The sequence below is a fragment of the Nostoc flagelliforme FACHB-838 genome (assembly GCF_014698065.1).
GTDB lineage: Bacteria > Cyanobacteriota > Cyanobacteriia > Cyanobacteriales > Nostocaceae > Nostoc > Nostoc flagelliforme_B.
The window spans coordinates 22,809-43,259 of the sequence record NZ_JACJSI010000003.1 but is presented as its reverse complement, the minus strand read 5'-3'; the positions used below and the strand labels follow the sequence as shown (position 1 = coordinate 43,259).

At 40.3% G+C, this 20,451-nt stretch carries 18 protein-coding genes and 1 pseudogene; 5 read left to right on the top strand and 14 right to left on the bottom strand.

Features of this window, described 5'->3' with window-relative positions:
- Nucleotides 1-27: 27 nt before the first annotated feature.
- The 4 genes from H6G97_RS02295 to H6G97_RS02280 form a co-directional block, all read right to left on the bottom strand.
- A complete protein-coding gene (locus H6G97_RS02295) occupies nt 28-1,149 on the bottom strand; it encodes a geranylgeranyl reductase family protein (protein WP_190939111.1) in 1,122 nt (373 codons plus the stop codon).
- A gap of 137 nt (nt 1,150-1,286) precedes the next feature.
- Nucleotides 1,287-1,835 carry a ribosome recycling factor gene (gene frr, locus H6G97_RS02290; RefSeq protein WP_190939110.1) on the bottom strand — a complete coding sequence of 183 codons (549 nt, stop codon included), beginning with the start codon at nt 1,833-1,835 and terminating at the stop codon, nt 1,287-1,289.
- The gene (gene pyrH / locus H6G97_RS02285; protein WP_100898733.1) at nt 1,822-2,550 is read right to left on the bottom strand and encodes a UMP kinase; all 729 of its coding nucleotides are present in this window, start codon (nt 2,548-2,550) and stop codon (nt 1,822-1,824) included. The genes frr and pyrH overlap by 14 nt, the downstream gene beginning before the upstream one ends.
- 71 nt (nt 2,551-2,621) lie before the next feature.
- A complete protein-coding gene (locus H6G97_RS02280) occupies nt 2,622-3,176 on the bottom strand; it encodes a thioredoxin family protein (protein WP_190939109.1) in 555 nt (184 codons plus the stop codon).
- Nucleotides 3,177-3,644: 468 nt separating this feature from the next.
- Between H6G97_RS02280 and H6G97_RS02275 the strand changes: the two genes are divergently transcribed.
- Nucleotides 3,645-4,544, top strand: a complete 900-nt coding sequence (locus H6G97_RS02275; protein ID WP_190939108.1) for an alpha/beta fold hydrolase — start codon at nt 3,645-3,647, stop codon at nt 4,542-4,544.
- Between the two features lie 128 nt (nt 4,545-4,672).
- Here H6G97_RS02275 and H6G97_RS02270 read toward each other — a convergent pair whose 3' ends face one another.
- Nucleotides 4,673-5,194 (bottom strand): pentapeptide repeat-containing protein, encoded by a 522-nt coding sequence (locus H6G97_RS02270; protein WP_190939107.1) that lies wholly within the window; start codon nt 5,192-5,194, stop codon nt 4,673-4,675.
- A gap of 178 nt (nt 5,195-5,372) precedes the next feature.
- On the bottom strand, nt 5,373-6,074 hold the full coding sequence (locus tag H6G97_RS02265; protein WP_190939106.1) for a diacylglycerol/polyprenol kinase family protein: 702 nt from the start codon (nt 6,072-6,074) through the stop codon (nt 5,373-5,375).
- Nucleotides 6,075-6,135: 61 nt separating this feature from the next.
- Here H6G97_RS02265 and yidD point away from each other — a divergent pair, with 61 nt between their 5' ends.
- The 3 genes from yidD to ychF all read left to right on the top strand — a co-directional run bounded on the left by yidD (nt 6,136) and on the right by ychF (nt 7,916).
- Nucleotides 6,136-6,372 (top strand): membrane protein insertion efficiency factor YidD, encoded by a 237-nt coding sequence (gene yidD / locus H6G97_RS02260; RefSeq protein WP_190939105.1) that lies wholly within the window; start codon nt 6,136-6,138, stop codon nt 6,370-6,372.
- A 179-nt stretch (nt 6,373-6,551) separates the two neighbouring features.
- Complete coding sequence (locus tag H6G97_RS02255) at nt 6,552-6,779, top strand: hypothetical protein (protein ID WP_190912344.1); 228 nt, start codon at nt 6,552-6,554, stop codon at nt 6,777-6,779.
- A 45-nt stretch (nt 6,780-6,824) separates the two neighbouring features.
- Nucleotides 6,825-7,916, top strand: a complete 1,092-nt coding sequence (gene ychF, locus H6G97_RS02250) for a redox-regulated ATPase YchF (protein ID WP_190912345.1) — start codon at nt 6,825-6,827, stop codon at nt 7,914-7,916.
- A 160-nt stretch (nt 7,917-8,076) separates the two neighbouring features.
- On the opposite strand, the gene H6G97_RS02245 is transcribed toward ychF, so the two are convergent.
- The 6 genes and pseudogenes from H6G97_RS02245 to H6G97_RS52155 all read right to left on the bottom strand — a co-directional run.
- A complete protein-coding gene (locus H6G97_RS02245) occupies nt 8,077-8,220 on the bottom strand; it encodes a DUF4351 domain-containing protein (RefSeq protein ID WP_190939104.1) in 144 nt (47 codons plus the stop codon).
- Nucleotides 8,221-8,248: 28 nt separating this feature from the next.
- Nucleotides 8,249-9,160: a hypothetical protein gene (locus H6G97_RS02240; protein ID WP_190939103.1), complete on the bottom strand. Its 912-nt coding sequence runs from the start codon at nt 9,158-9,160 to the stop codon at nt 8,249-8,251.
- 205 nt (nt 9,161-9,365) lie between these two features.
- Nucleotides 9,366-11,666: a hybrid sensor histidine kinase/response regulator gene (locus tag H6G97_RS02235; protein ID WP_190939102.1), complete on the bottom strand. Its 2,301-nt coding sequence runs from the start codon at nt 11,664-11,666 to the stop codon at nt 9,366-9,368.
- Nucleotides 11,667-11,671: 5 nt separating this feature from the next.
- The gene (locus H6G97_RS02230) at nt 11,672-12,118 is read right to left on the bottom strand and encodes a response regulator (protein WP_190939101.1); all 447 of its coding nucleotides are present in this window, start codon (nt 12,116-12,118) and stop codon (nt 11,672-11,674) included.
- Nucleotides 12,118-14,676 carry a GAF domain-containing protein gene (locus H6G97_RS02225; protein WP_190939100.1) on the bottom strand — a complete coding sequence of 853 codons (2,559 nt, stop codon included), beginning with the start codon at nt 14,674-14,676 and terminating at the stop codon, nt 12,118-12,120. The genes H6G97_RS02230 and H6G97_RS02225 overlap by 1 nt, the downstream gene beginning before the upstream one ends.
- Nucleotides 14,677-14,914: 238 nt before the next feature.
- Nucleotides 14,915-15,214, bottom strand: a pseudogene (locus tag H6G97_RS52155) (sensor histidine kinase); the annotation flags it as partial.
- 406 nt (nt 15,215-15,620) lie between these two features.
- Between H6G97_RS52155 and H6G97_RS02220 the strand changes: the two are divergent.
- Nucleotides 15,621-18,461 (top strand): hypothetical protein, encoded by a 2,841-nt coding sequence (locus H6G97_RS02220; protein WP_422394154.1) that lies wholly within the window; start codon nt 15,621-15,623, stop codon nt 18,459-18,461.
- Between the two features lie 268 nt (nt 18,462-18,729).
- On the opposite strand, the gene H6G97_RS02215 is transcribed toward H6G97_RS02220, so the two are convergent.
- Together H6G97_RS02215 and H6G97_RS02210 are read right to left on the bottom strand one after the other, a co-directional pair.
- Complete coding sequence (locus tag H6G97_RS02215; RefSeq protein WP_190939099.1) at nt 18,730-19,191, bottom strand: hypothetical protein; 462 nt, start codon at nt 19,189-19,191, stop codon at nt 18,730-18,732.
- A gap of 625 nt (nt 19,192-19,816) precedes the next feature.
- Nucleotides 19,817-20,227: a hypothetical protein gene (locus H6G97_RS02210; RefSeq protein ID WP_190939098.1), complete on the bottom strand. Its 411-nt coding sequence runs from the start codon at nt 20,225-20,227 to the stop codon at nt 19,817-19,819.
- Nucleotides 20,228-20,451: the final 224 nt, after the last annotated feature.

The window sequence follows — 20,451 nt, the reverse complement described above, 5'->3', positions numbered from 1 at the left end:
AGAAATTTGCTTACTTTAACAAGTTGCTCAAGCCCCAAAACCAGGAATTAAACGTTTGAGGGCACGACCGACAACGTCGCCATAGCGCAGTTCTCCGCACAGAATCTTACCCATGATTTTCGCACCGGAGGGGCGTTTAACACCAACTTTGTAGCCAATGCCTGGAAAGCGATAAAATGCTCCACCTAATTTTTGCGCCCAAGCCATTTCTGTACCCCATTCTTCAATAATGGCTTCGCTATATTTTTCTAAAGCGTTGGTATCACCAGAAAGTGCCTCATTAATGGCTCCTGCTGCCATCAAACCGCTAAAAATTGACGGACGAATGCCTTCTGCTGTCATCGGATCAACTATACAAGCAGCTTCCCCAGCTAAAACCGCATTTTGGGTATGCAAGTTTTGGTTGCCATCCCATAAGCAAAGGGGATAACCATACTGCTTACCAGTTTTGATATCTACATTAAACGATCGCGCGTACTCATCTAAAATTTTCTTAAAATCCTGGGGTTTGCCGCCGACAAATGTACCAACACCAATGGAATAGCCGTCCGCCTTCGGAAAGTTCCAAATGTAGCCGTTTTTCACCAAGCCAAACTCGAAGTGAATTGTAGATTTATCCTTGACCTCTGCGGCAACTTCTGCCTCTAAAGCTCCTGCTAAACGACGTTTACGGTCTTTGAAGCCTAGCCATTTTGCCATTGGCCCTTTGACACCATCAGCCGCGATTAAGTAGTGACCTGTAACTGGGCCATTAACTGTGTTAACTTGCCAATAATCGCTTTGAAACTCAATACCCGTTACTTCCGTATTATCTCGTAGTTCAGCCCCTTGCTTTTGCCCTTGCTGCACGAGGAAATGGTCAAAAGTATCTCGTCGCACCATCCAAACTGGTTCTTTTGTTGCGATTTTTGCTTCTACAGGGTCGCCCAAATTCCAGGTAAAGCGAAGGGAGTCGGCTTTTACAGAAATCACTGGGCTAAAATCAAAGTCAAACCATTGAGCGATCGCTGGAGATACACCACCGCCACAAGGTTTATATCTTGGCAGGGATTCTTTTTCTAAAACTAATACTGAGCGACCTTGTTTGGCTAAATGATATGCAGCTGTTCCACCAGCTGGCCCAGCGCCGACGATGATGCAGTCGTACATAAGGTTGAATTTTTGCTCCTCAATTAGTTTATTTTCTATTGAGATAGTTGATCAATTTTTGTTAAAAACCAAAGAAATAATAAAGGCTGAAGAATTTTTCTATCATCCTTCAGCCTTTATGCTTCAGACTTCAGACCTTAAACAGTCGAGATGTCTTTTTCTTTTTCTGCCAAGAGTGAGTCTATTTTGGCAGTGTATTCGTTTGTCAGTTTTTGCAAGCTATCTTGTTGATCTTTCGATTCATCTTTGGAGATTTCAGAGGCTTTCTCCTGTTTGCGAATCGCGTCTATGGCATCGCGGCGGATGTTGCGAATAGCAACACGACCCTCTTCAGCATATTTAGATGCCATTTTGACAAATTCTTTACGCCGATCACTCGTTAAAGGCGGAATATTAAGCCGAATTACAGAACCGTCGTTACTGGGTGTTAAACCCACATCCGAGAGGGAAATAGCCTTCTCAACGATGTTTAGGGTGTTACGCTCATAAGGCTGAATCAGAATTGTCGAGGCATCTGGCGTGCTAATATTTGCCAGTGATTTCAAGGGTGTGGGCGAACCATAATAGTCCACCAATACCTTATCTAATAGACTCGCATTGGCGCGGCCAGTACGAATCGTGTTAAAAGCTCGTTGAGTTGATTCAACAGAACTTTGCATTTTACTTTTCGCGTCAGCTAATATCACAAGAACCTCCCACAAGGGTGCCGATGGATTCTCCCAAGACTGCTCGGTGGATGTTACCTCGCACCGTTAAGTCAAATACCAGAATTGGGATATTATTTTCTTTACACAAGGCGATCGCAGTACTATCCATCACCCGCAAATCTTTGGCTAAAACGTGCGCGTAGGTAAGGCTATTGTAACGCTTGGCGTCTGGATAAATATGAGGATCGGCATCATACACTCCATCTACTTTGGTGGCTTTGAAAATCACTTCTGCATCAATTTCTGCGGCTCTTAATGCCGCAGTAGTATCTGTAGTAAAGAAGGGATTTCCAGAACCGGCACCAAAAATTACCACCCGCCCTTTTTCAAGATGACGGATGGCACGACGACGAATATATGGTTCTGCTAATTCTTGCATAGCGATCGCGGTTTGCACCCGCGTCTGTACTCCTATGCGTTCTAGCGAATCTTGCAGCGTCATGGCATTCATTACCGTGGCAATCATCCCAATATAGTCAGCGGTTGCCCTGTCCATCCCTGCCGACGCTGCTTTGACGCCACGAAAAATATTGCCGCCGCCAACAACTATGGCGATTTGAGTGCCAGTGGCTATCACCTCTGCTAATTCTTGTGCTATGCCTTTGACCACTTCGGGATCAATGCCATAGCCCATGTTGCCCATTAAGGCTTCACCGCTCAGTTTGAGTAAAACCCGTCGGTAATTCGTTCCCATGAAGTTCCGCTTTATCAAAAAAGTTGCAATTGCCTCCAATTTAAGATAGCAGTTACAGGGACTATCTATGTCTAGTTACGCCAAATCAATGTAGTACCTATCGCTTCTGTTTGTGGTATATCTATTTCTTTGCCAAGAAACAAAGAAGCGATCGCAGTTCTCAAATAATCTTCTCCCATTGATGATGCATCTTGGGGATGATTATCTATTTTACCTTTGTAGCGTACTATACCATTACTATCTATTAAAAAGGCTGTTGGTGTTTTTGTCGCCCCGAAACTATCGGTCACATCTTGAGTTGAGTCCCACAGGTAGGGGAAATTCAACTGATGATGCAGGGCAAAAGCTTTCATATTTTCAAAGCTTGACCTAGTGTCGCGATCAACATTACTACCATTCAGTCCAATTAGTGTGAAGCCTTTTGGGGCAAATTCGGCTTGAATGTTTTTTAGCCTGCCTAAATACCACTCTACATAAGGACAGTGGTTACATAGAGAAATAACGCCCACTGCTCGGAACTTCTCAAGATAACGCCTGAGATGGTGTACTTGACCATCAATTCCTGGCAGTTCAAAATCTGGTGCATAGCTCCCAACGGGAGTATCAATTGTTTCTAGTAGATTCATTATTTCTGGCCCGCAGAACTAGGAACAAGAAAAATATTATTAAATTCAGCGTCAGTTTCCAGTTGCAAACCACCCCTTAGCCGATGCCTCATATCCGCCAATCTTATAGACCAAATTTGCGATCGTAAATTGTGAAACTACTGAATCTCGCACTGATGCTAATTCGCTTACATCTAAAAAATAGCCAAAATATTACTCACATTACAAAACTTATGATTCATAATACTGACATAATCTCAGTTGTGAGTGAATTAGCTATATCAACCAAATTAAAACTCTCTATAGTGGATAAAACTATCAGCTTGATGCTAGTGTTATCAGCCGAGAAGCTTTCGTGGTATATGTATAAGCTATCACCATAGCAAAGGCTTTATTTTAAAAATCTGATAAATTTTATTCCAATTAAAAACAATTTTACTTGTGCCTTGCTACTAAAAGTCTTCTAGCCTTGCTTTAATCAAATTTACCATGACAAGCTCAAGTTCAAAAACAGCACTTAACTCTACAAAAACCTGGATTTGGCAAGATTTTCCGATCTGCTATCAAACCCAAGGAACCACTGGGCCAGCTGTTGTCCTGGTACATGGATTTGGCGCTTCTTGGTGGCACTGGCGGAAAAATATTCCCGTACTAGCACAAAGTTGCCGTGTTTATGCAATCGATTTGATTGGTTTTGGCGCTTCTGCAAAACCTCAACCTGGTGAAAAAATTGCCTACACACTAGAAACCTGGGGACAGCAAATCGCAGATTTTTGCCGTGAAGTTGTCGGTGAGCCAGCTTTTTTAGTCGGAAATTCTATTGGCTGTATTGTAGCCATGCAAGCAGCGGTAAGTAACCCAGATATTGCCTTGGGAGTTGCTTTGCTCAACTGTTCTTTACGGCTGTTGCACGATCGCAAACGGGTAACTTTACCTTTCTCTCGTCGTTATGGCGCGCCTGTACTGCAACGCCTGTTATCTATCAAACCAGTTGGCGATTTCTTTTTCAATCAACTCGCCAAACCGAAAACGGTGCGGAAAATTCTGCTGCAAGCATACTCGAATGCTGAGATGGTGACAGATGAGTTGGTAGATATTCTCACTTCACCAGCAAGTGATGTGGGGGCTGGTGCTGTGTTTCTCGCTTTTACTTCTTATTCTACGGGGCCATTACCTGAAGACCTTTTGCCACTGTTACCCTGTCCGGCAATTATCTTGTGGGGAACGGCTGATCCGTGGGAACCAATTAAGTTAGGGAGAGAATTAGCTAACTTTCCGCAAGTAGAGAAGTTTATTCCTTTAGAGGGAGTGGGGCATTGTCCGCAGGATGAAGCACCGGAGTTAGTCAATCCGATTTTACTCGATTGGATTTTGGAGCGATCGCGGTAATAGACTCGGCTCAATTTTCACGTAATGGGTGGTATTGAATATAATCAAAAAGATTAGTTTCAGACATTGTAAATTGGCTCAACGTTATTTCAGCTCCTTTAATGGCTGAAACGGAAATCACACCTGAGTCAGTTAATGTAAGTGGGGCCTTCGATAACAGTTCCATCGGGCATAGTAGTATTCCAGAACAAAATACCCGTCATGTACTGATTAATAGTGAAATATTTAGCACCAGTAAATTTAGCATTAGCCAAAATAGCACCATCCAAAACAGCACCTCTCAAATTAGCATTCCACAAGATAGCTTCTCTCAAGTTAGCTCCCTTCAAAATGCAATTACTCAAATTAGCGTTAGTCAAGTTAGTTCCCCGCAAACAAGCACCAGTCAAATCAGCGTCACTCAAGTCAGTTCCATTCATCCAGGTACCAGCAAAGTCAGTGGCAAGCAGACAGGCTCCGCTCAAATCAATACTCCACCACGGAGCATGGTGCAAGTGAGACCCCATCAGATTAATTCCTCTGAGGTCAGCTCCCTCCAAAACACACTCCATGTCCTCAATACGAATCAAGGGAAAATTCCTTTCCCCAGCAGCATAGCGTCTGAGCAATTCTTCTCCAGTAATCTCTTCCCCGGAACCAACCATCTCCATAACTCTATTCCTCAATTATGGTTTGGGTATTATTAATAAGTAGGTTGGGTTGAGTAAGGAAACCCAACACCAAGAATCCTTGATTTTGTTGGGTAATACGAATGTTCAACCCAACCTATAAATATTTGATTTTTTCAGAGTAATAAAAGAGCGTTAGCAATAGTACTCAAGGCAATTACTAACTCAAAACTAACTGACTTAAAAAGAAGGCAAGGGCTGCACTGCCCAAGGGAACTGTCAAATTGTCAATACCCAAAAATGAAACAGCTTCTAAACCAGTAGCTATAACTGCTACTAACAGTGATACTGTCCAAGTTTGCCAACTGTTTCCTTGAGTTCCAACTAAAATCAAACTACTAACAACATAGCTAACGAGCATCATAGTTAGGGAGCCTTCCCAACTTTTTTCTGTCCCAAAAACTTTATACTTATGTTTACCAAAGCGTTGCCCAATTAGGGCTGCTAATCCATCTCCCCAAGTCATCACCAAAATTCCTAGTGCTGCGTACTGGGGTTGTTGTAAATACCAGAACCAGGCAACTAAAATACCGAAACTGACAGAGTAAAAAAATGTCCCTAAACTTTGGCGGCCAACGCTATTAATACCAGGAAGAATTGGTAATCGGTAGGATAATAAGGTAATTGCACTCGCTAAAATAGAAGCTGTAATCCCTACACTGGCGGGAATATCTAGCCACCAAGCGATTAAAATCACATTACCAGTGCCTATATGAACTATCTTCCGCACGATTTCTGGCTTGTCGGCAAAGCGGTTTACCACCCATGCAATCAGGAGGATGAGTAACACCCAAATTGCAGCTATCGCAATTTGCAGCCATAAAACCGGAATTGAGGTGAAGTCAGAAAATGTAATTAACAAAGATGCAACAAAGTGAAAATTTTTACCTCTGTTACTAATTTATAAGATTTAGGTAGCTGCAATGAAATTATTATTTATTTGGCTAATTCGGGGCTACCGAATGTTTATCTCGCCGTTGTTTCTCCCGACTTGTCGCTTTCAACCAACTTGTTCAATGTATGCTATTGAAGCTATTGAGCGATTTGGAGTGTTGCGTGGTAGCTGGATGGCAACTCGGCGGATTTTGCGGTGTCATCCGTTTCATCCAGGTGGTTACGAGCCAGTGCCAGAGGTGGTGGAAAAGGTGAAGGAGGAGTAGTTTAAGGATTAGAGTTTAAACGCAAAGGGGCGCGGAGGGAAGCGCAGAGGGGCGCGGAGAATGAGGAGAGAGGTAAATTATTAAAGGATGTGTTCGTGGGTATAGCTATTTGGGGAGATGTCAACAGATGAGGTTGTCATCTAGCGTGGGGAGGTTGAATAATTTAATTTGGATTTATCATGTTTAATCCGACTGCGATTTCTATACCTGAACCACAAATTCCTACTCCTGGGCCGAGTCCGCTACCTAGTCCCAATCCTGAGCCGAATCCGCTACCTAGTCCTGAACCTGTACCGGGGCCAGCGATTCCTCAACCGTTACCGGGGCCTGTACCAGAACCAGTACCTGCTCCCATTCCTCAGACGGTTCCAGGGCCAATTCCCCAAACCATACCGGAACCTGTTTAGATTACCTTGGTAATGTAATCCAAAATCTCAAATCTAAAATCCAAAATGCTAAGAGCCGGAATTGTCGGACTTCCCAACGTCGGAAAATCTACTTTATTTAATGCTGTAGTTGCTAATGCCAAAGCTGAAGCAGCTAACTTCCCTTTTTGCACGATTGAACCGAATGTCGGCGTTGTCGCAGTACCGGATGAACGGTTAAATGTTCTTGCTAAAATTGCCAGTTCAGCACAAATTATCCCGGCGCGGGTTGAATTTGTAGATATCGCCGGTTTAGTTAAAGGTGCTAGTCAGGGTGAGGGACTAGGGAATCAATTCCTGTCCCACATCCGGGAAGTTGATGCGATCGTCCATGTGGTACGTTGTTTTGAAAATGACGATATTATCCACGTTGCTGGTTCTGTTGATCCAGCGCGAGATATTGAAATCATTAATATAGAACTGGGTTTATCAGATTTAGCACAAATTGAGCGGCGAATTGACCGTACTCGTAAACTAGCTCGTACCAGCAAAGATGCACAGTTTGAAATCACAGTCTTAGAAAAATTAGCTGCGGCTTTAAATGAAGGTAAATCGGTGCGTCAGGTAAGCTTGAATGAAGAAGAAACAGAAATTATTAAAGGATTAGAACTGCTCACTTATAAACCGATTATCTACGCCGCGAATGTATCTGAAGATGAATTGGCAACTGGTAATCATTTTGTGGAAACAGTACGGCAAATTGCAGCGACAGAAAATGCTCAAGTTGTGATAGTTTCGGCTCAAGTTGAAGCTGAGTTAGTGGAATTACCAGAGGAAGATAAAGCTGATTTCCTCGCGTCTTTAGGTGTGGAAGAAGGCGGTTTGAAATCGTTGATTCGGGCAACTTACACGCTTTTAGGTTTGCGGACATATTTCACTTGTGGGCCTAAAGAAACCCGCGCTTGGACAATTAATGCGGGAATGTCTGCACCTCAAGCTGCTGGTGTAATCCACAGTGATTTTGAACGGGGATTTATTCGCGCTGAAACTGTTGCTTATAAAGACTTGGTAACAACTGGTTCAATGAATGCTGCGAAGGAGAAAGGGTTGGTTCGCAGTGAAGGGAAAGAGTATGTTGTGCAAGAAGGGGATGTAATGTTGTTCCGATTTAATGTGTAGGGGTAATTAATCAGTGACCGTTATCGATAAGATAATGGTCAACTTATACTAATTTGCGTAGGCTTTGCCCACCGTAGGCATCGGACTAAATAACTTGACAATAATTTAAGTATGTGCATATTATGCTAGGCGATCGCAAATAAACCAGCAATTCTCAGAATTATGATGCCTCCTCTTGCTCCAGCCAAGTTGTGAGGTCTGCCATTGATGAAAAATCTAGTAGCGCCAAGCCTAATACTTCTAATCGTTCCAAGGTCAAGGTAGAAATGCTTAGGCGTAGCCCGCCGCAGGCATTGCGCATCATACGCTCCCGAAATATTCGACAATACCGTTTAGCTATTTCCACCTACAATGTATACATAGGAACCCAAATTTTCATCATCTGTGCCCACTATCACACCGCCTTCTGCACCGGGAACAAGTTCCATACCTTCAATTTTGTGGTAATCAGAGCGGTAAAGGGGAACAAGTTGAGAATTTTGCCGCCATGCAATTTTGTTGCCACGAAATCCCAAGTAACCAGCGACATACACAGCTGACTGAAATGGCCCATCATCTCCAGCATCACTTGCTGAGGTAATATATACAATTCCTACGGGGTCTACCTTAATATCTGAAATATGACGAACATTGCCAGATGGAAATGGTACTTTCAGATTGGCAGAACCTGCGAGAGTAATTTCATATTTAGCTAAATCAAATATTCCCCAAAAAATAGTTGCTAGTTGTTCTCCTTCACCGCGATGTCCCCAAATTGTAACTAATTTACCGTCTATATTTTGCAATCCAAATGCTTCAAAATTATTTCCTTGAATAATTCCTGGTAAATTGAATTCCTTGATAATAGAGATAGTCTTATTGGCAGGTTCTAAACGGATATAATAAGCTTTTCCAGAACTGGTTAAACCTATAAAAGAGAACTTTGTTTTTTCTGGGACAGATGTTAAAGCTTCTAAGTCGATGGGCAATTCTATGTTATTTGGCCAGCTTAATGGGAAATATTCAAGTTGGTTTTTACCCTTAATGCTGATGATTGCTAAACGACCTTGGTTTTTTTGTTTGTTGTCATGGGCTATCAGAAAATCTAAGGAATTGCTTTGTTGCTCTATCAAAGCCATACCACTGATACCGAAAGGGATACCACCGCGAACCGGACGCCAATCTTGCGCCCAAACTTGCTGTGATATAACTAACAATGCACTTAAGACTACTATATTAATGATTAACCTAAGAAACCGAGGCATAGTATAAGGAGTTGGGCATTGGGCATTGGGGATTGGGTATTGGGTTAGGAAAACTCTTCCAAATGCCTAGTTCCTAGTATCGGTAAGAGAAGTGCCTTAACCAATGCGATGCTCAATCATATCAAATCCAGGCAATTTGCACCCAGGTCAATAAAGCAGCGTTTTGTTACTCACACTTTACAGCATATTTACGTAATTGGTTGACTTACGATAAGACTTTTTGTAAAGAAAGCAATAATTCGTTGACAGTATAAGGCTTCGACAAAAACGTATTCACACCAATAGCAGCTACTGCACTGAGCTTATTGTCAGACATCAGCCCACTACTGGCAATAATTCTGACTTGGGGGTTGATTTTTTGCAGGGTACGGATGGCAATTAAACCATCCAGCGAGGGCAGCATAATATCCATTAGTACGGCACTAATTTTTTCCCTATTTTTAGCGTACAGCGCGATCGCTTCAATGCCATCACTGGCAACTAATATTTTGTAATTGTGATCTTCGAGGGATGTTCTCGTAATCTCTTGAATGGCAACTTCATCATCCACAAGTAAAATCAATTCTCCATGTCCTGTCTGTGGTGGCAAATCTTCAGGGCTGAGTGTTTCCATTCCCTCCACGGCTGGCAAGTAAACCTTAAAGCTAGTGCCACTTCCCGGTTCACTATAGACGTTTACAAAACCTTTATGACTTTTAATTATCCCCAGTACTGTGGAAAGCCCTAAACCTGTACCTTGTCCTACATCTTTTGTAGTAAAGAATGGCTCGAAAATTCTATCTAGCATTTCTTTAGGAATCCCAACTCCAGTATCGGAGACAGTAATCACTATATAAGGCCCCTCTTTGGCTTCCAGGTTCATCCGTGCATAATTTTCGTCAATCAACAGATTTTCGGCAGAGATACTCAAAGTACCGCCATTAGGCATAGCATCGCGGGCGTTAACGCAGAGGTTCATTAGTACTTGATGCAGCTGGGTACTATCTCCAGAAACCATCCACAAATCCTGCGGTACATCAGTGCTGATTTCTATGGATTTGGGAAATGTCTCTTTCAGAATCTTGGCGACTTCCACAATTATATGTCTGAGCTGCAAAGTGATGCGCTTACCTTCTACACCCCGCGCAAAGGACAGCACTTGTCTAACTAAATCAGCGCCCCGTCTAGCGTTGATTTCCAGAATTTCTAGTAGATGGCGAGTTCGCTCATCTGCATCGGGAAATTTGAGTGGTAGCAGTTGCGCTCCTGCTAAAATCGGTGTCAAAATGTTGTTGAGGTCGTGAGCAATGCCACTAGCTAAAGTACCAATACTTTCCAAACGTTGAGCGCGAAATAATTGGGCTTCTAAATGTTTTTTCTCAGTAATATCTGTGTCAACGGTAAGAATTGATTTGGGTTTCCCTTGTTCATCGCATACCAGACTCCAGCGACTAGCAACAAGAATTTCCTTATCAGTTTTGGTAAGTTTATTTAACTCTCCCTGCCACTTTCCTTTACTAACAACTTGTAAAAGAGCCGCTTCGATTTCTGGTGAAAATTCGTCATACAAAAGCTCATTAGCATTTTTGCCGTAAGCTTCTGTCGCTTTCCAACCGTAAAGTGTTTCTGCGCCTTTGTTCCAGAAGATAATTTCATTGTTTAAATCTCGCACGCAAATGGCATCTGTCGTCACGTCTAGTAACGCTGCTTGTTCGCGGATTTTTTCTTCAGCTAGCTTGCGTTCGCATAGCGCGGCTTGCCGTTCGCGTAACGCAGCCTGTCGTTCGCTAATATCTATACTGGCGCATGTCACCCCGACAATTTCTTGGGTTTCATTCCGCAATGGCTCGACAGTTAAATCGTAATATCGGGTTGTATCTTTGATGGTAATTGATACTTCCTCTCGCGTTCCTACACCTGTCGTCAGCACTCCACGTTTGATTATAATCAGACGTTGAGCATCTTCTATTGGGATGATATCTAAGTCTTGTTTACCCAATATTTTCTCAACTGTTAATCCAGATGGGGGATTGTAAACCCAGGTGTACCGCAAATCTCTATCCTGGTTGTAGACAAAAATTGGGGAATTTTTGAGAGCAACCCGAAATCGCTCCTCACTCTGCCGCAGTGCGTTGTCTGCCTGTTGGCGTTCGATGGCATAACGCATAGATCGCACCAGCAAGTCGCCAGTTACTTGCCCTTTCACCAAATAATCCTGCGCTCCTTGTTGCATTGCTCTAGTTGCCAAAGTTTCATCATTCATACCCGTCAGCACAATGATTGGAGTTGCTTTTGCCTGATTGTGAGCGATGATAAAAGTTTGTAATCCCTGGCTATCTGGCAGCGAGAGGTCTAACAAAATCACATCAAAAATTTCATTTTTTAGGTAGTTGAGTGCTTCAGAAAGCCGCTCAACGGGCATCAGATCAACTACGACTGTGGTAACTTCCTTGAATAACTCTTGTAACAACAAGACATCACCAGGGTTGTCTTCTACTAATAAGACTTTTATATTTTCACCTGCCATTTCCATTACTCCGGTGGCAGTTTTACAATTGCAAACCAAAAATTTTCTATTGATTGGACAATTTTAACGAATTGATCGAAATCTACTGGCTTAGTTATATAACAGTTGGCAGAAAGGTTATAGGCTTTGAGGATGTCTTCTTCAGCTTGGGAAGTCGTCAAAACCACTACAGGAATTCGTTTGAGGTTTTCATCTCCTTTAATTTCTGCTAATACTTCTCGCCCGTCTTTTCTAGGGAGGTTAAAATCGAGTAGTAAAATATCTGGATGAGGTACTTTAGCATATTTTCCCTGTTTTCGCAAGAAAGCCATTGCCTCTACACCATCTTCCACTACGTTCAAGTGAATCGAGATTTTGCTATCTTCCAGGGCGATGCGTGTAAGTTGGGCATCACCAGGATTATCCTCTACTAACAAAACCTCAATAGGCATAATCGCTGTTATGGTGCTCACTATTGCTTTATTGCTCTCTCTGGAATTGTGAAGTAGAAAGTTGATCCTTGACCAAGTTTCGATTCAACCCAGATATGGCCGCCGTGGCGTTCTATAATTTTCTTACAAATTGCCAGACCAATTCCAGTACCTGGATACTTTTCTCTACCGTGCAAGCGCTGGAAGATTATAAAAATACGTTCAGTATATTGGGATTCCAAACCAATCCCATTATCACGTACTGAGAACAGCCATTCATCCTCCGAGGGGATAAAATTTAAATTTTTTCTATTTATATCTACATCTCCCTTACTTACCCCAATGTGAATTCGTGGCTGTTGATGACGGCAAAATTTGATTGCGTTGGCGATCAAATTCTGAAATACTTGTGTAAATTGGGTAGCATCAGCCATCACTTGAGGTAAAGCATCATAAGTGATAACTGCCTTTGTATCTGCGATCGCAATTTGCAGATTAGCAAGCACCTGCGCTAAAACAGCATTACAATCAACAAGCACAAAAGGCTGTCCCCGGCTACTGACGCGGGAATAGTTCAACAAATCGTTGATTAGGGTCTGCATCCGCCGTGCCCCATCTACTGCGTAGTTGATAAATTGGTCTGCATTGGCATCCAGTTGATTTTTGTATCTCCGCTCTAATAACTGTAAATAACTAGTCACCATCCGCAACGGTTCTTGCAAGTCATGGGAGGCCACGTAGGCAAACTGTTCTAATTCAGCATTAGAACGAATAAGTTCCTGACTTTGCTTGGTTTCTTTTTCTAATAGTTGCGCTTGAGATAAAGCAATCCCAATTTGGTTAGCTAATTGCTGTAACAAATCCATCTCAAACTGATTCCACTGTCGAGGTGCGGCACACTGATGAGCCAACAACAAGCCCCAAATGCCTTCTCTGACAAGAATCGGCACTACCAGATTAGCTCTGACAGCAAACTGCTGAAGAAATTCTCGATGGCATGGATGGATATGAGCAGCTTCAATATCTTCAAGGGCACTGACTCTTCCCTGGCGATATCTCTCTATATATTGTTCTTTAAAGCAGGAGTCAAAAAGATTTTTTCCTAAAATTACGGGCCAACCAGGCAATACTGCTTCTTGCACCACTGTTCCTGAACCGTCAGCCTCTAGTCGAAAAATTAACACACGGTCAGCTTGTAGTACTTGTTGTACCTCTGTCACCGTGGTTTTAAGAATCTCATCTATTTGTAAAGATTCTCGAATTTTCAGGGTTATTTCTGCAAATAATTGCGATCGCAGATTTTGCTGTTTTAATTCTTTATCTGCCCGCTTGCGATCTGTGATATCAGTATAAGAACCCACCATCCGCACTATATCACCCAATGCGTCCCAAAGTGCCTGTCCTCGATCTAGAATCCATTTATAGCTGCCGTCTTGGCACTGGACTCGATATTCACAGACGTAAAATGGTGTTTTCTTGGCAAAGTGGTCTTGAAAGGCTTGAAGCACCCCTTCTCGCTCATCGGCATGGATTCGTTTTGTCCATTCATCCCAACGGTTGGAAACCTCGTGGTCTTTATAGCCGAGCATTTCCTTCCATCGAGTTGAGAAGAACACTTCATTAGTCTTGAGGTTCCAATCCCAAATACCATCATTATTACCATGTAATGCTAATTGCCAACGTTCTTCACTTTCTCGTAGTGCTTCTGCTGTTTTCCGTCGTTCAGTAATGTCTTGAAAATAAACAGACAAGCCGTCTTTTGCTGGATAAGCGTGGACTTGAAGCCAGCAATTTAGTAGTGGATAAAACTCCTCAAATTCGACACTTACCTGCTCTAATATTGCCCTCTGATACTCACGATAGAATGTTGTACCGATAATTTCTGGAAACACCTCCCAGATGTTTTTACCCAAAAGCTGGTTCTGGGATGTTTGCAACAGCCTTTCTGCTTGACCATTAACATAAGTAAATCGCCATTTTTTATCTAAGGCAAAAAACCCATCAGTGATGCTTTCAAGCAAATTAGCAATGCGGGTTCTGGCGGCTTCAGATTGAGCGTGGGCTGCTTGCTCATGGGCCACTAATTTCTCGGTAATTTGAGCTACCTCAGTTACACGACGTCTGAGTTCTAGTTGGTCGATTACCAAACGACTCAGAGCTACAAGCGCCTCCACTTGTTTTTGGCTCAATTCTTTGGGAACTTGGTCAATTACACATAGAGTTCCCAGCATATCTCCCTTTGGGGTAATTAAGGGAACACCCGCATAAAACCGTATATATGGATAGCCAGTCACAACTGGATTATTTGCCAACTTTTCATCAGCTAGGGTATCAGGAACCACCACAACACCACGCTGCTCTTGGCAAAGATAAGATAACCCAACACACCGGGGCATTTCTGATACATCTAAACCAACTTTTGCCTTAAACCATTGACGGTTTTCATCAATGAAATTTACCAAGGATATGGAAGTGCCACAAATAAAGGCTGCTAACTGAGCAAGATTGTCATAAGCTTCTTCGGGTTCTGTGTCAAGAATTTGATACTGGCGGAGCGCTTCTAACCTCGCCACTTCTGTATCAATATGTCTAGCTTTCATTAACTTTTTTTAATAAATTTAAGTGTGATATCCAGTCAGCAGCATGGCTATCTTAAGAAGAGCTGAATCTTTTTTAAGAATTTTAGTCGTTTCTTCACCTTTGGCTGTTCAGAAAAGTTTGTTAAATACGCTACAAGGTTATTGCGTAGGCGTAGCTCGTCCTAGACATCGCACTAATCCTAGTGTAGACAAGTTTAGGACTGATATTATTTACTGTGCATGATTAGGTTTAGTTATTAGACATAAGAGATTTAGCAGTCGGACTAAACCATTCTAGATAGATGCGATCATCATCTACTTTGTCGGTATTCTCACTAAAACTGGCTTCTACATTATTAATGTGAAATTTATTCGCATCAGCATAGATGCATAGAGGCTAGTTGTGAGACATCGCTTTACTATTTCCCCTACATGGTTAAGGTATCGTCAATTCGCTCAATCAGTGTACTGGGACATATAAATAAACTTTACTAGCAAACAGTAGTAGTAATAGGGCAGTGTACGAAATTGCCAGACGGCGGCGAGTAGCCTGAAATATGTTTTTTTAGTCTATTTTTTTAAGTCAATATCCTTACATTACGTATTTATACGGCTAAAAAATAGCTCAATTTTTCAGTTGTGGTGATTTTGCTGAGGTTGAACTTTTGCTCAAGAATTACACTCTTGTTGCAGTAAATCTGCTTAATCCTATTTTATTCTTTACAGCCAGCACAAGAAATAAAACTTTTTTTGACTATCTATATTCATTCAAACACTGTTGAATCCATCGAATCAAGGAAATTAACAATAAATCCGAATTTTAAGTATTAAAGAATGATTAAGTTTCATTTTAGCCAAGGCTAAATATTTTTATTGTGAAAACCTTGAAAAAGTCAAATCAGAAAAGTATCAATAATTTTCTAAAAAAATTCCAAGAAAATGCAAAACTTGTTGGAATGTGTTTGTTGTCTTCAGCAATTTTATCCAAAATTGTATTTTTTGAATTATCTGCGATCGCCTTGAATGTCAAAAGTCAAAATAATATTGATTTAATCGCTGTTAAAAAGTCCGACAAAATAGATAACTCCCGAAACAAAGCACTATCAAAGCAAGCTTTAAAAAATGCTAGCTCAAACTTGGAGAAGCCAAAACAGTTACGCAAATTCATCATAGCTGACGTTATCCCAATTGAAGAATATAAAGATAAACCACCTAAACCACCGGAAGAAGATGAAGAAAAACCTGAATTAGATACAAATAAACCATCAAATTCAAATCAACCAAAACCACATACACTTCAGCAACGAATACTAATACAAAAACTACGTCGGATAAAAAAACAACAACAAGTAATCCAGAAGAAAATAATTATTGACGCTCTGACTAACAGTGCCAGCAGGTATCCTTGGATAACTAATCCAACAGATAACCTGACTTTTAAACCTCAATTATTTAAACCAAACAAAGACGAAAATTATATAGATACAGATTTAAGTATCAGATTTTCTGGAGATAATCAGATTATTGAGAAATTTACCTATGGGAAATTTCCTGAATCTGAACAGTTTTACTGGGTTCTTGATAACAATAGATTAGTAATTGAGACAAAAGGTACACAAGCGGGCATTCTTTACCAAGGTAGAGCTTCTGAGAATTATAGTACCCAAAACATGACATCAACTCAAGGATTTTGGGGTTTACAATCTCTTAATACTTTACCTGTGAATTTTGATAAATTAATCGGCGAAGTTGGTGTTGATAATTTTTCTATAGTTTCTATAGCAGGACAAGTAACTAATCCTGAAGGAGTACCTGCTGGTAGAGTGATAATTAATAGCGGAGTTAATCCTGAAGATCCTAATGTCACAATTTTGAGAAATCCTACCCTAAATCTTGGTAGTGGTTCGACTTTAAGTAATCAAGGTGGCGAAGCTTTATTTGATTTATTAGATGCCACTAATACTCCTCAAATTTTGCAAGCCTTTCCGACTACGGATATGAAGCCGCTATTAGATGGAGGTAATGTTCAACTCCAAGTAGGCGAAATTATTCCTAATTCTGCCCTAGAAGCGGCTGGTATTTTTTGGGGCGATATCTTAACAGGTGAAGGTTTTGGTTTTACTGCTCCTGTTTCTTCATTACCAGGTGTTAAGATTGCCCAGCGAGGTAGATTTGATAATTTTGATTTATTGAATATAGCAATCAATCCTTACCTCACAGAAACTGAAAGAGACTTAAGTTATTTAAATTCTTTATTTTGGGTGTCTTTCGGCAAAAGAGACCCCGAATTTGAAGTTTTATCCCAAACAAAGAAAACTTCTGATTGGCACAGGTTATATACTAGCTATCCTCATAACCGCACCATTGTTCAATACGACCCAGAGAAAATTAGTGCCAGTTATTCTAATGTTTTTGCTAGTCCGGGATTCTCAATTACAGCTAATTTTAGTGAATTTAGTATTGATGGCATACAAACAGTTAATTCTACTCTAGGACTGGCATTAGGTGGAATTTTTAAATTCGTTAAAATAGATAATATTGATGAAAGTTTAGTAGAAGCGCGAGAAAGATTTAAAAACGGAGAAACCTTTGCTGAATTAAATACAAAGTCTACACCAAATCAAAGAAGACAAATTAATAACAGACTTAATCGTACTTTAGCTTACTTTAATGCAGCAAGTAACCTAGAACAAGTATCAGGAAATATGACAATTGAGAGTAAAATTACTCCCAATAATTCTAGTATTTTGACGCTGAGAACAGGAAACCACAAACGCGCTGTTCAATTTTTACAACAAGATATTGAACTTTTAGATCCAGGTGATACGTTCTTTTCAACCCTTCGACTTTCTAATGAAAGATTTGGGCCTTTGACTTTCATAGGAAATCAAATTCCTTTGAATAATACAGACATTAATCCCGTTAATGAATCTAGTGCTGTTGAAGTTATTTTAACTAATACCGAAGGCAGACAATTTGTACAAAAATTTAGTTCGGCAGATAATACTATAGTGCCACTTTCAGTCCGAACATTTGATTTGGCATTCGATTATTTTGAACTCACCAGAGTTGATCTCATAGGTGTGAGTTTTAACAGTTTTAATGGTTATCTTTCTTTACCATCAGTCGAATTATTAGCTGCTGGTTCCAGCGGTGACTTAAACTATAGTGCTAGCTTAGGAACTTGGTTTAATGTAGATGCTAAATCAGCGCCAGGAGTTTCTAATAATAATTTAGGATTACCAGAACCATCTGTAGGCATATATGTTAGTGCTTTGGTTAACCAGATTAAAACTCATGTCCAGTTAGATTCAAATAAAAAGCCAGTAGCTGTTAATACTCACGTACCGTCATTACAAATTAACTGGAATAGTGCATCAAACGTTAATAATCCTTTCTCCACTATCTTAAGTTATTACTTTAATCGTCAACAAAAATATTTAAGCTTTTCTTTAGCGCCTGCGATCGCTTATATTCAAGAAAATAGCAATGGTGAGTTTTTAGGCTTGTTTAGTGGTGAACTCAGTACTAGCACAGGCTTAAATATTAATACAAACCTAGAACTCGGCGAAAACTTTTTCTATGAATTAAAGGGTTTACAAAAACTCGGCACAAATTTATCTCTTGGCGCTTATATTAAAAATTACGCTACCAAAAATGTGGGTTTAAATAGCCGAGTATCTGGCATAAATTACGGATTAATTTTTAGACATCACTTTCCAGATAATAATGTTTTTTTAGAGTCTCTAATCGGTACTGGTGAAAATGGGTTTGATATGCAAATTAAAGGTGGTTATCGATTTTAAAGATAGAAAGTACATATAGCGCAACACACCTTGAATGAATTGTTTACGGTGCGTTAGCTTACGGCATAACACGACCTACGTATATTTCAAAATTAAATGTCCTATATGTATTTTTTCAGATATCTATATTAATTCTTCAATATCTCCAAAAACTAAACTAGAGTGATTATTTCTCTGATCAAAAAATTAGAAGCTTAAAACTTCTTGTCTATTGTCTCAAAATTCCTAATCTTTGTAGATGCAGCCGTAATATTAATATAGTTTTTAACTACTCTAAAGCCCCCAAAGCATTAGTGTCATTAGTTGTCTCAATCAGAGATGCTGTATTAGGGATTGATGTTAAATTATTAACTGTTTCTAGATTTTGATTCAACAGTGAATTGTTATTGTTTGATATTACTTCTGTAGCTGTTCCTACCGTGAGAGATAATGAAGTTATTCTTTCATTAGTTGCTCCAATATTTGTGAAAGTAGGTGTGATTGTTAGAGTCGTGCTTATGCCGGAATTTAAAACATTATTATTAACAGGCAAAAACAGTTCACCACTAACACTTTGATAAGCACCAGAAGGCGAAACTATAGAAACAGCACCACGCGCTACAGCTTCTTGTGCAGATACTGGAGCTGCAATAAAATTACTAAAACTGATAAAACCCAGCAAATAAATGCTTCTTTTGAACGTTACAGGTAGTTGGCAAAACACGCTATACATATTTAATTTATTCCTCATACTCTTTTAGGTTGGCATGAGCAATATAGCGGTCACTTCCCAGAAAATTTGATTCCTAGACTACTAAAATTTGGTATAAGGATTGACACTTAGTTAAGAAAGGCAAAAGGCAAAGCGCAAAAGGCAAGAGTAGTTATTGCGTTATTACCTTGCTCCTATTGCTTTCTAGTTTTTACCTATTGTCTTTTGCCTCTTGCCTCTTGTCTAATTAAGAAGATTTAATGAAGTATCTATTTAAACCAACATTAAAAGCCCGATTTCTAAAAGAAACCGGGTTTATATGGTAATATTGTGAATAAGTTTGGAAATACCGCCCCTCAAATACATTCAAGGGGCTGTATTTTTTATTAAATTTGTTACATCTCCCTTTCTACCTTATCCTGCATCAAAACTATGAATATAGGTAAAGTAGAGTGAGTCAAGTAATTGATCTGTGTATTACCAAGTATTTTGATGCAAATGCCCAGCTTGGGGATGCAAAATGATTTTATCTCTAATGCTGGCAATGCTTTCTCAAACCAAAGCCAAAAAGACATTGAAAATCAACGCAAAGTGTGAAAACTTCTAAACTAAAAGCTGATGTGTTTTTACACTATCGTAATTTTCTGTTAGCTAGCAATGAATCTTATTCCATACCGCCAGAACTAGCAGCTCTAACTAGAGCTGCTACGTCTTGAACCTCAGCAAAAGTTCCTTCAGTAATTGTTAGTGCGATCGCAGCTTCAATTGTACCAGCACTAGTTGAGGTAGATGCTTCAAGTGCACCTGCATCTACTACGAGAGTTGCTACACCTTCATCGTTTCCACCAGCAACACCACTACTTGTAGGTGTAATCGTTAATGGGCCAGCGAATTGTGTACCACTGGGCGCAACCAACTCACCACTGACGCTAACAGAAGAACCTGATGGTCTAACTACTGTAACAGCACCACGAGCAGCAGCTTGATCTGCTTTTGCAGGTGCTGCAAAGAAATTACTAACACCAACCAAACCTAATAGGCAAACACTGCTTTTGATAATTGTAGATAGTTTCATGATTCACAAGCTCCTTGTGTATTCATCTTTGTGTTTTAAATATAACTATTGCTTTCCATAAATATCTCAGTAATAATGCTGAAATTTTTCAAAATATTTGTGGTGATAAATTAAAAAATTTAGTAGCAAAAATTGTGTGTGTAAAGCTGAGTGTTAACATCAAAATCTTAATCAAAGAAGAAATACAGCAAAGCTTCTGCCTAATCAATGTCTGTATAGTAGTT

Coding starts and splice junctions, on each gene's coding strand:
- H6G97_RS02215 (WP_190939099.1), bottom strand. CDS start 19,191: ATGAGGAATAAATTAAATATGTATAGCGTGTTTTGCCAACTACCTGTA.
- H6G97_RS02270 (WP_190939107.1), bottom strand. CDS start 5,194: ATGGAGATGGTTGGTTCCGGGGAAGAGATTACTGGAGAAGAATTGCTC.
- ychF (WP_190912345.1), top strand. CDS start 6,825: ATGCTAAGAGCCGGAATTGTCGGACTTCCCAACGTCGGAAAATCTACT.
- H6G97_RS02240 (WP_190939103.1), bottom strand. CDS start 9,160: ATGCCTCGGTTTCTTAGGTTAATCATTAATATAGTAGTCTTAAGTGCA.
- pyrH (WP_100898733.1), bottom strand. CDS start 2,550: ATGGGAACGAATTACCGACGGGTTTTACTCAAACTGAGCGGTGAAGCC.
- H6G97_RS02245 (WP_190939104.1), bottom strand. CDS start 8,220: ATGATGCGCAATGCCTGCGGCGGGCTACGCCTAAGCATTTCTACCTTG.
- H6G97_RS02225 (WP_190939100.1), bottom strand. CDS start 14,676: ATGAAAGCTAGACATATTGATACAGAAGTGGCGAGGTTAGAAGCGCTC.
- H6G97_RS02275 (WP_190939108.1), top strand. CDS start 3,645: ATGACAAGCTCAAGTTCAAAAACAGCACTTAACTCTACAAAAACCTGG.
- H6G97_RS02255 (WP_190912344.1), top strand. CDS start 6,552: ATGTTTAATCCGACTGCGATTTCTATACCTGAACCACAAATTCCTACT.
- H6G97_RS02210 (WP_190939098.1), bottom strand. CDS start 20,227: ATGAAACTATCTACAATTATCAAAAGCAGTGTTTGCCTATTAGGTTTG.
- H6G97_RS02235 (WP_190939102.1), bottom strand. CDS start 11,666: ATGGCAGGTGAAAATATAAAAGTCTTATTAGTAGAAGACAACCCTGGT.
- yidD (WP_190939105.1), top strand. CDS start 6,136: ATGAAATTATTATTTATTTGGCTAATTCGGGGCTACCGAATGTTTATC.
- H6G97_RS02295 (WP_190939111.1), bottom strand. CDS start 1,149: ATGTACGACTGCATCATCGTCGGCGCTGGGCCAGCTGGTGGAACAGCT.
- H6G97_RS02280 (WP_190939109.1), bottom strand. CDS start 3,176: ATGAATCTACTAGAAACAATTGATACTCCCGTTGGGAGCTATGCACCA.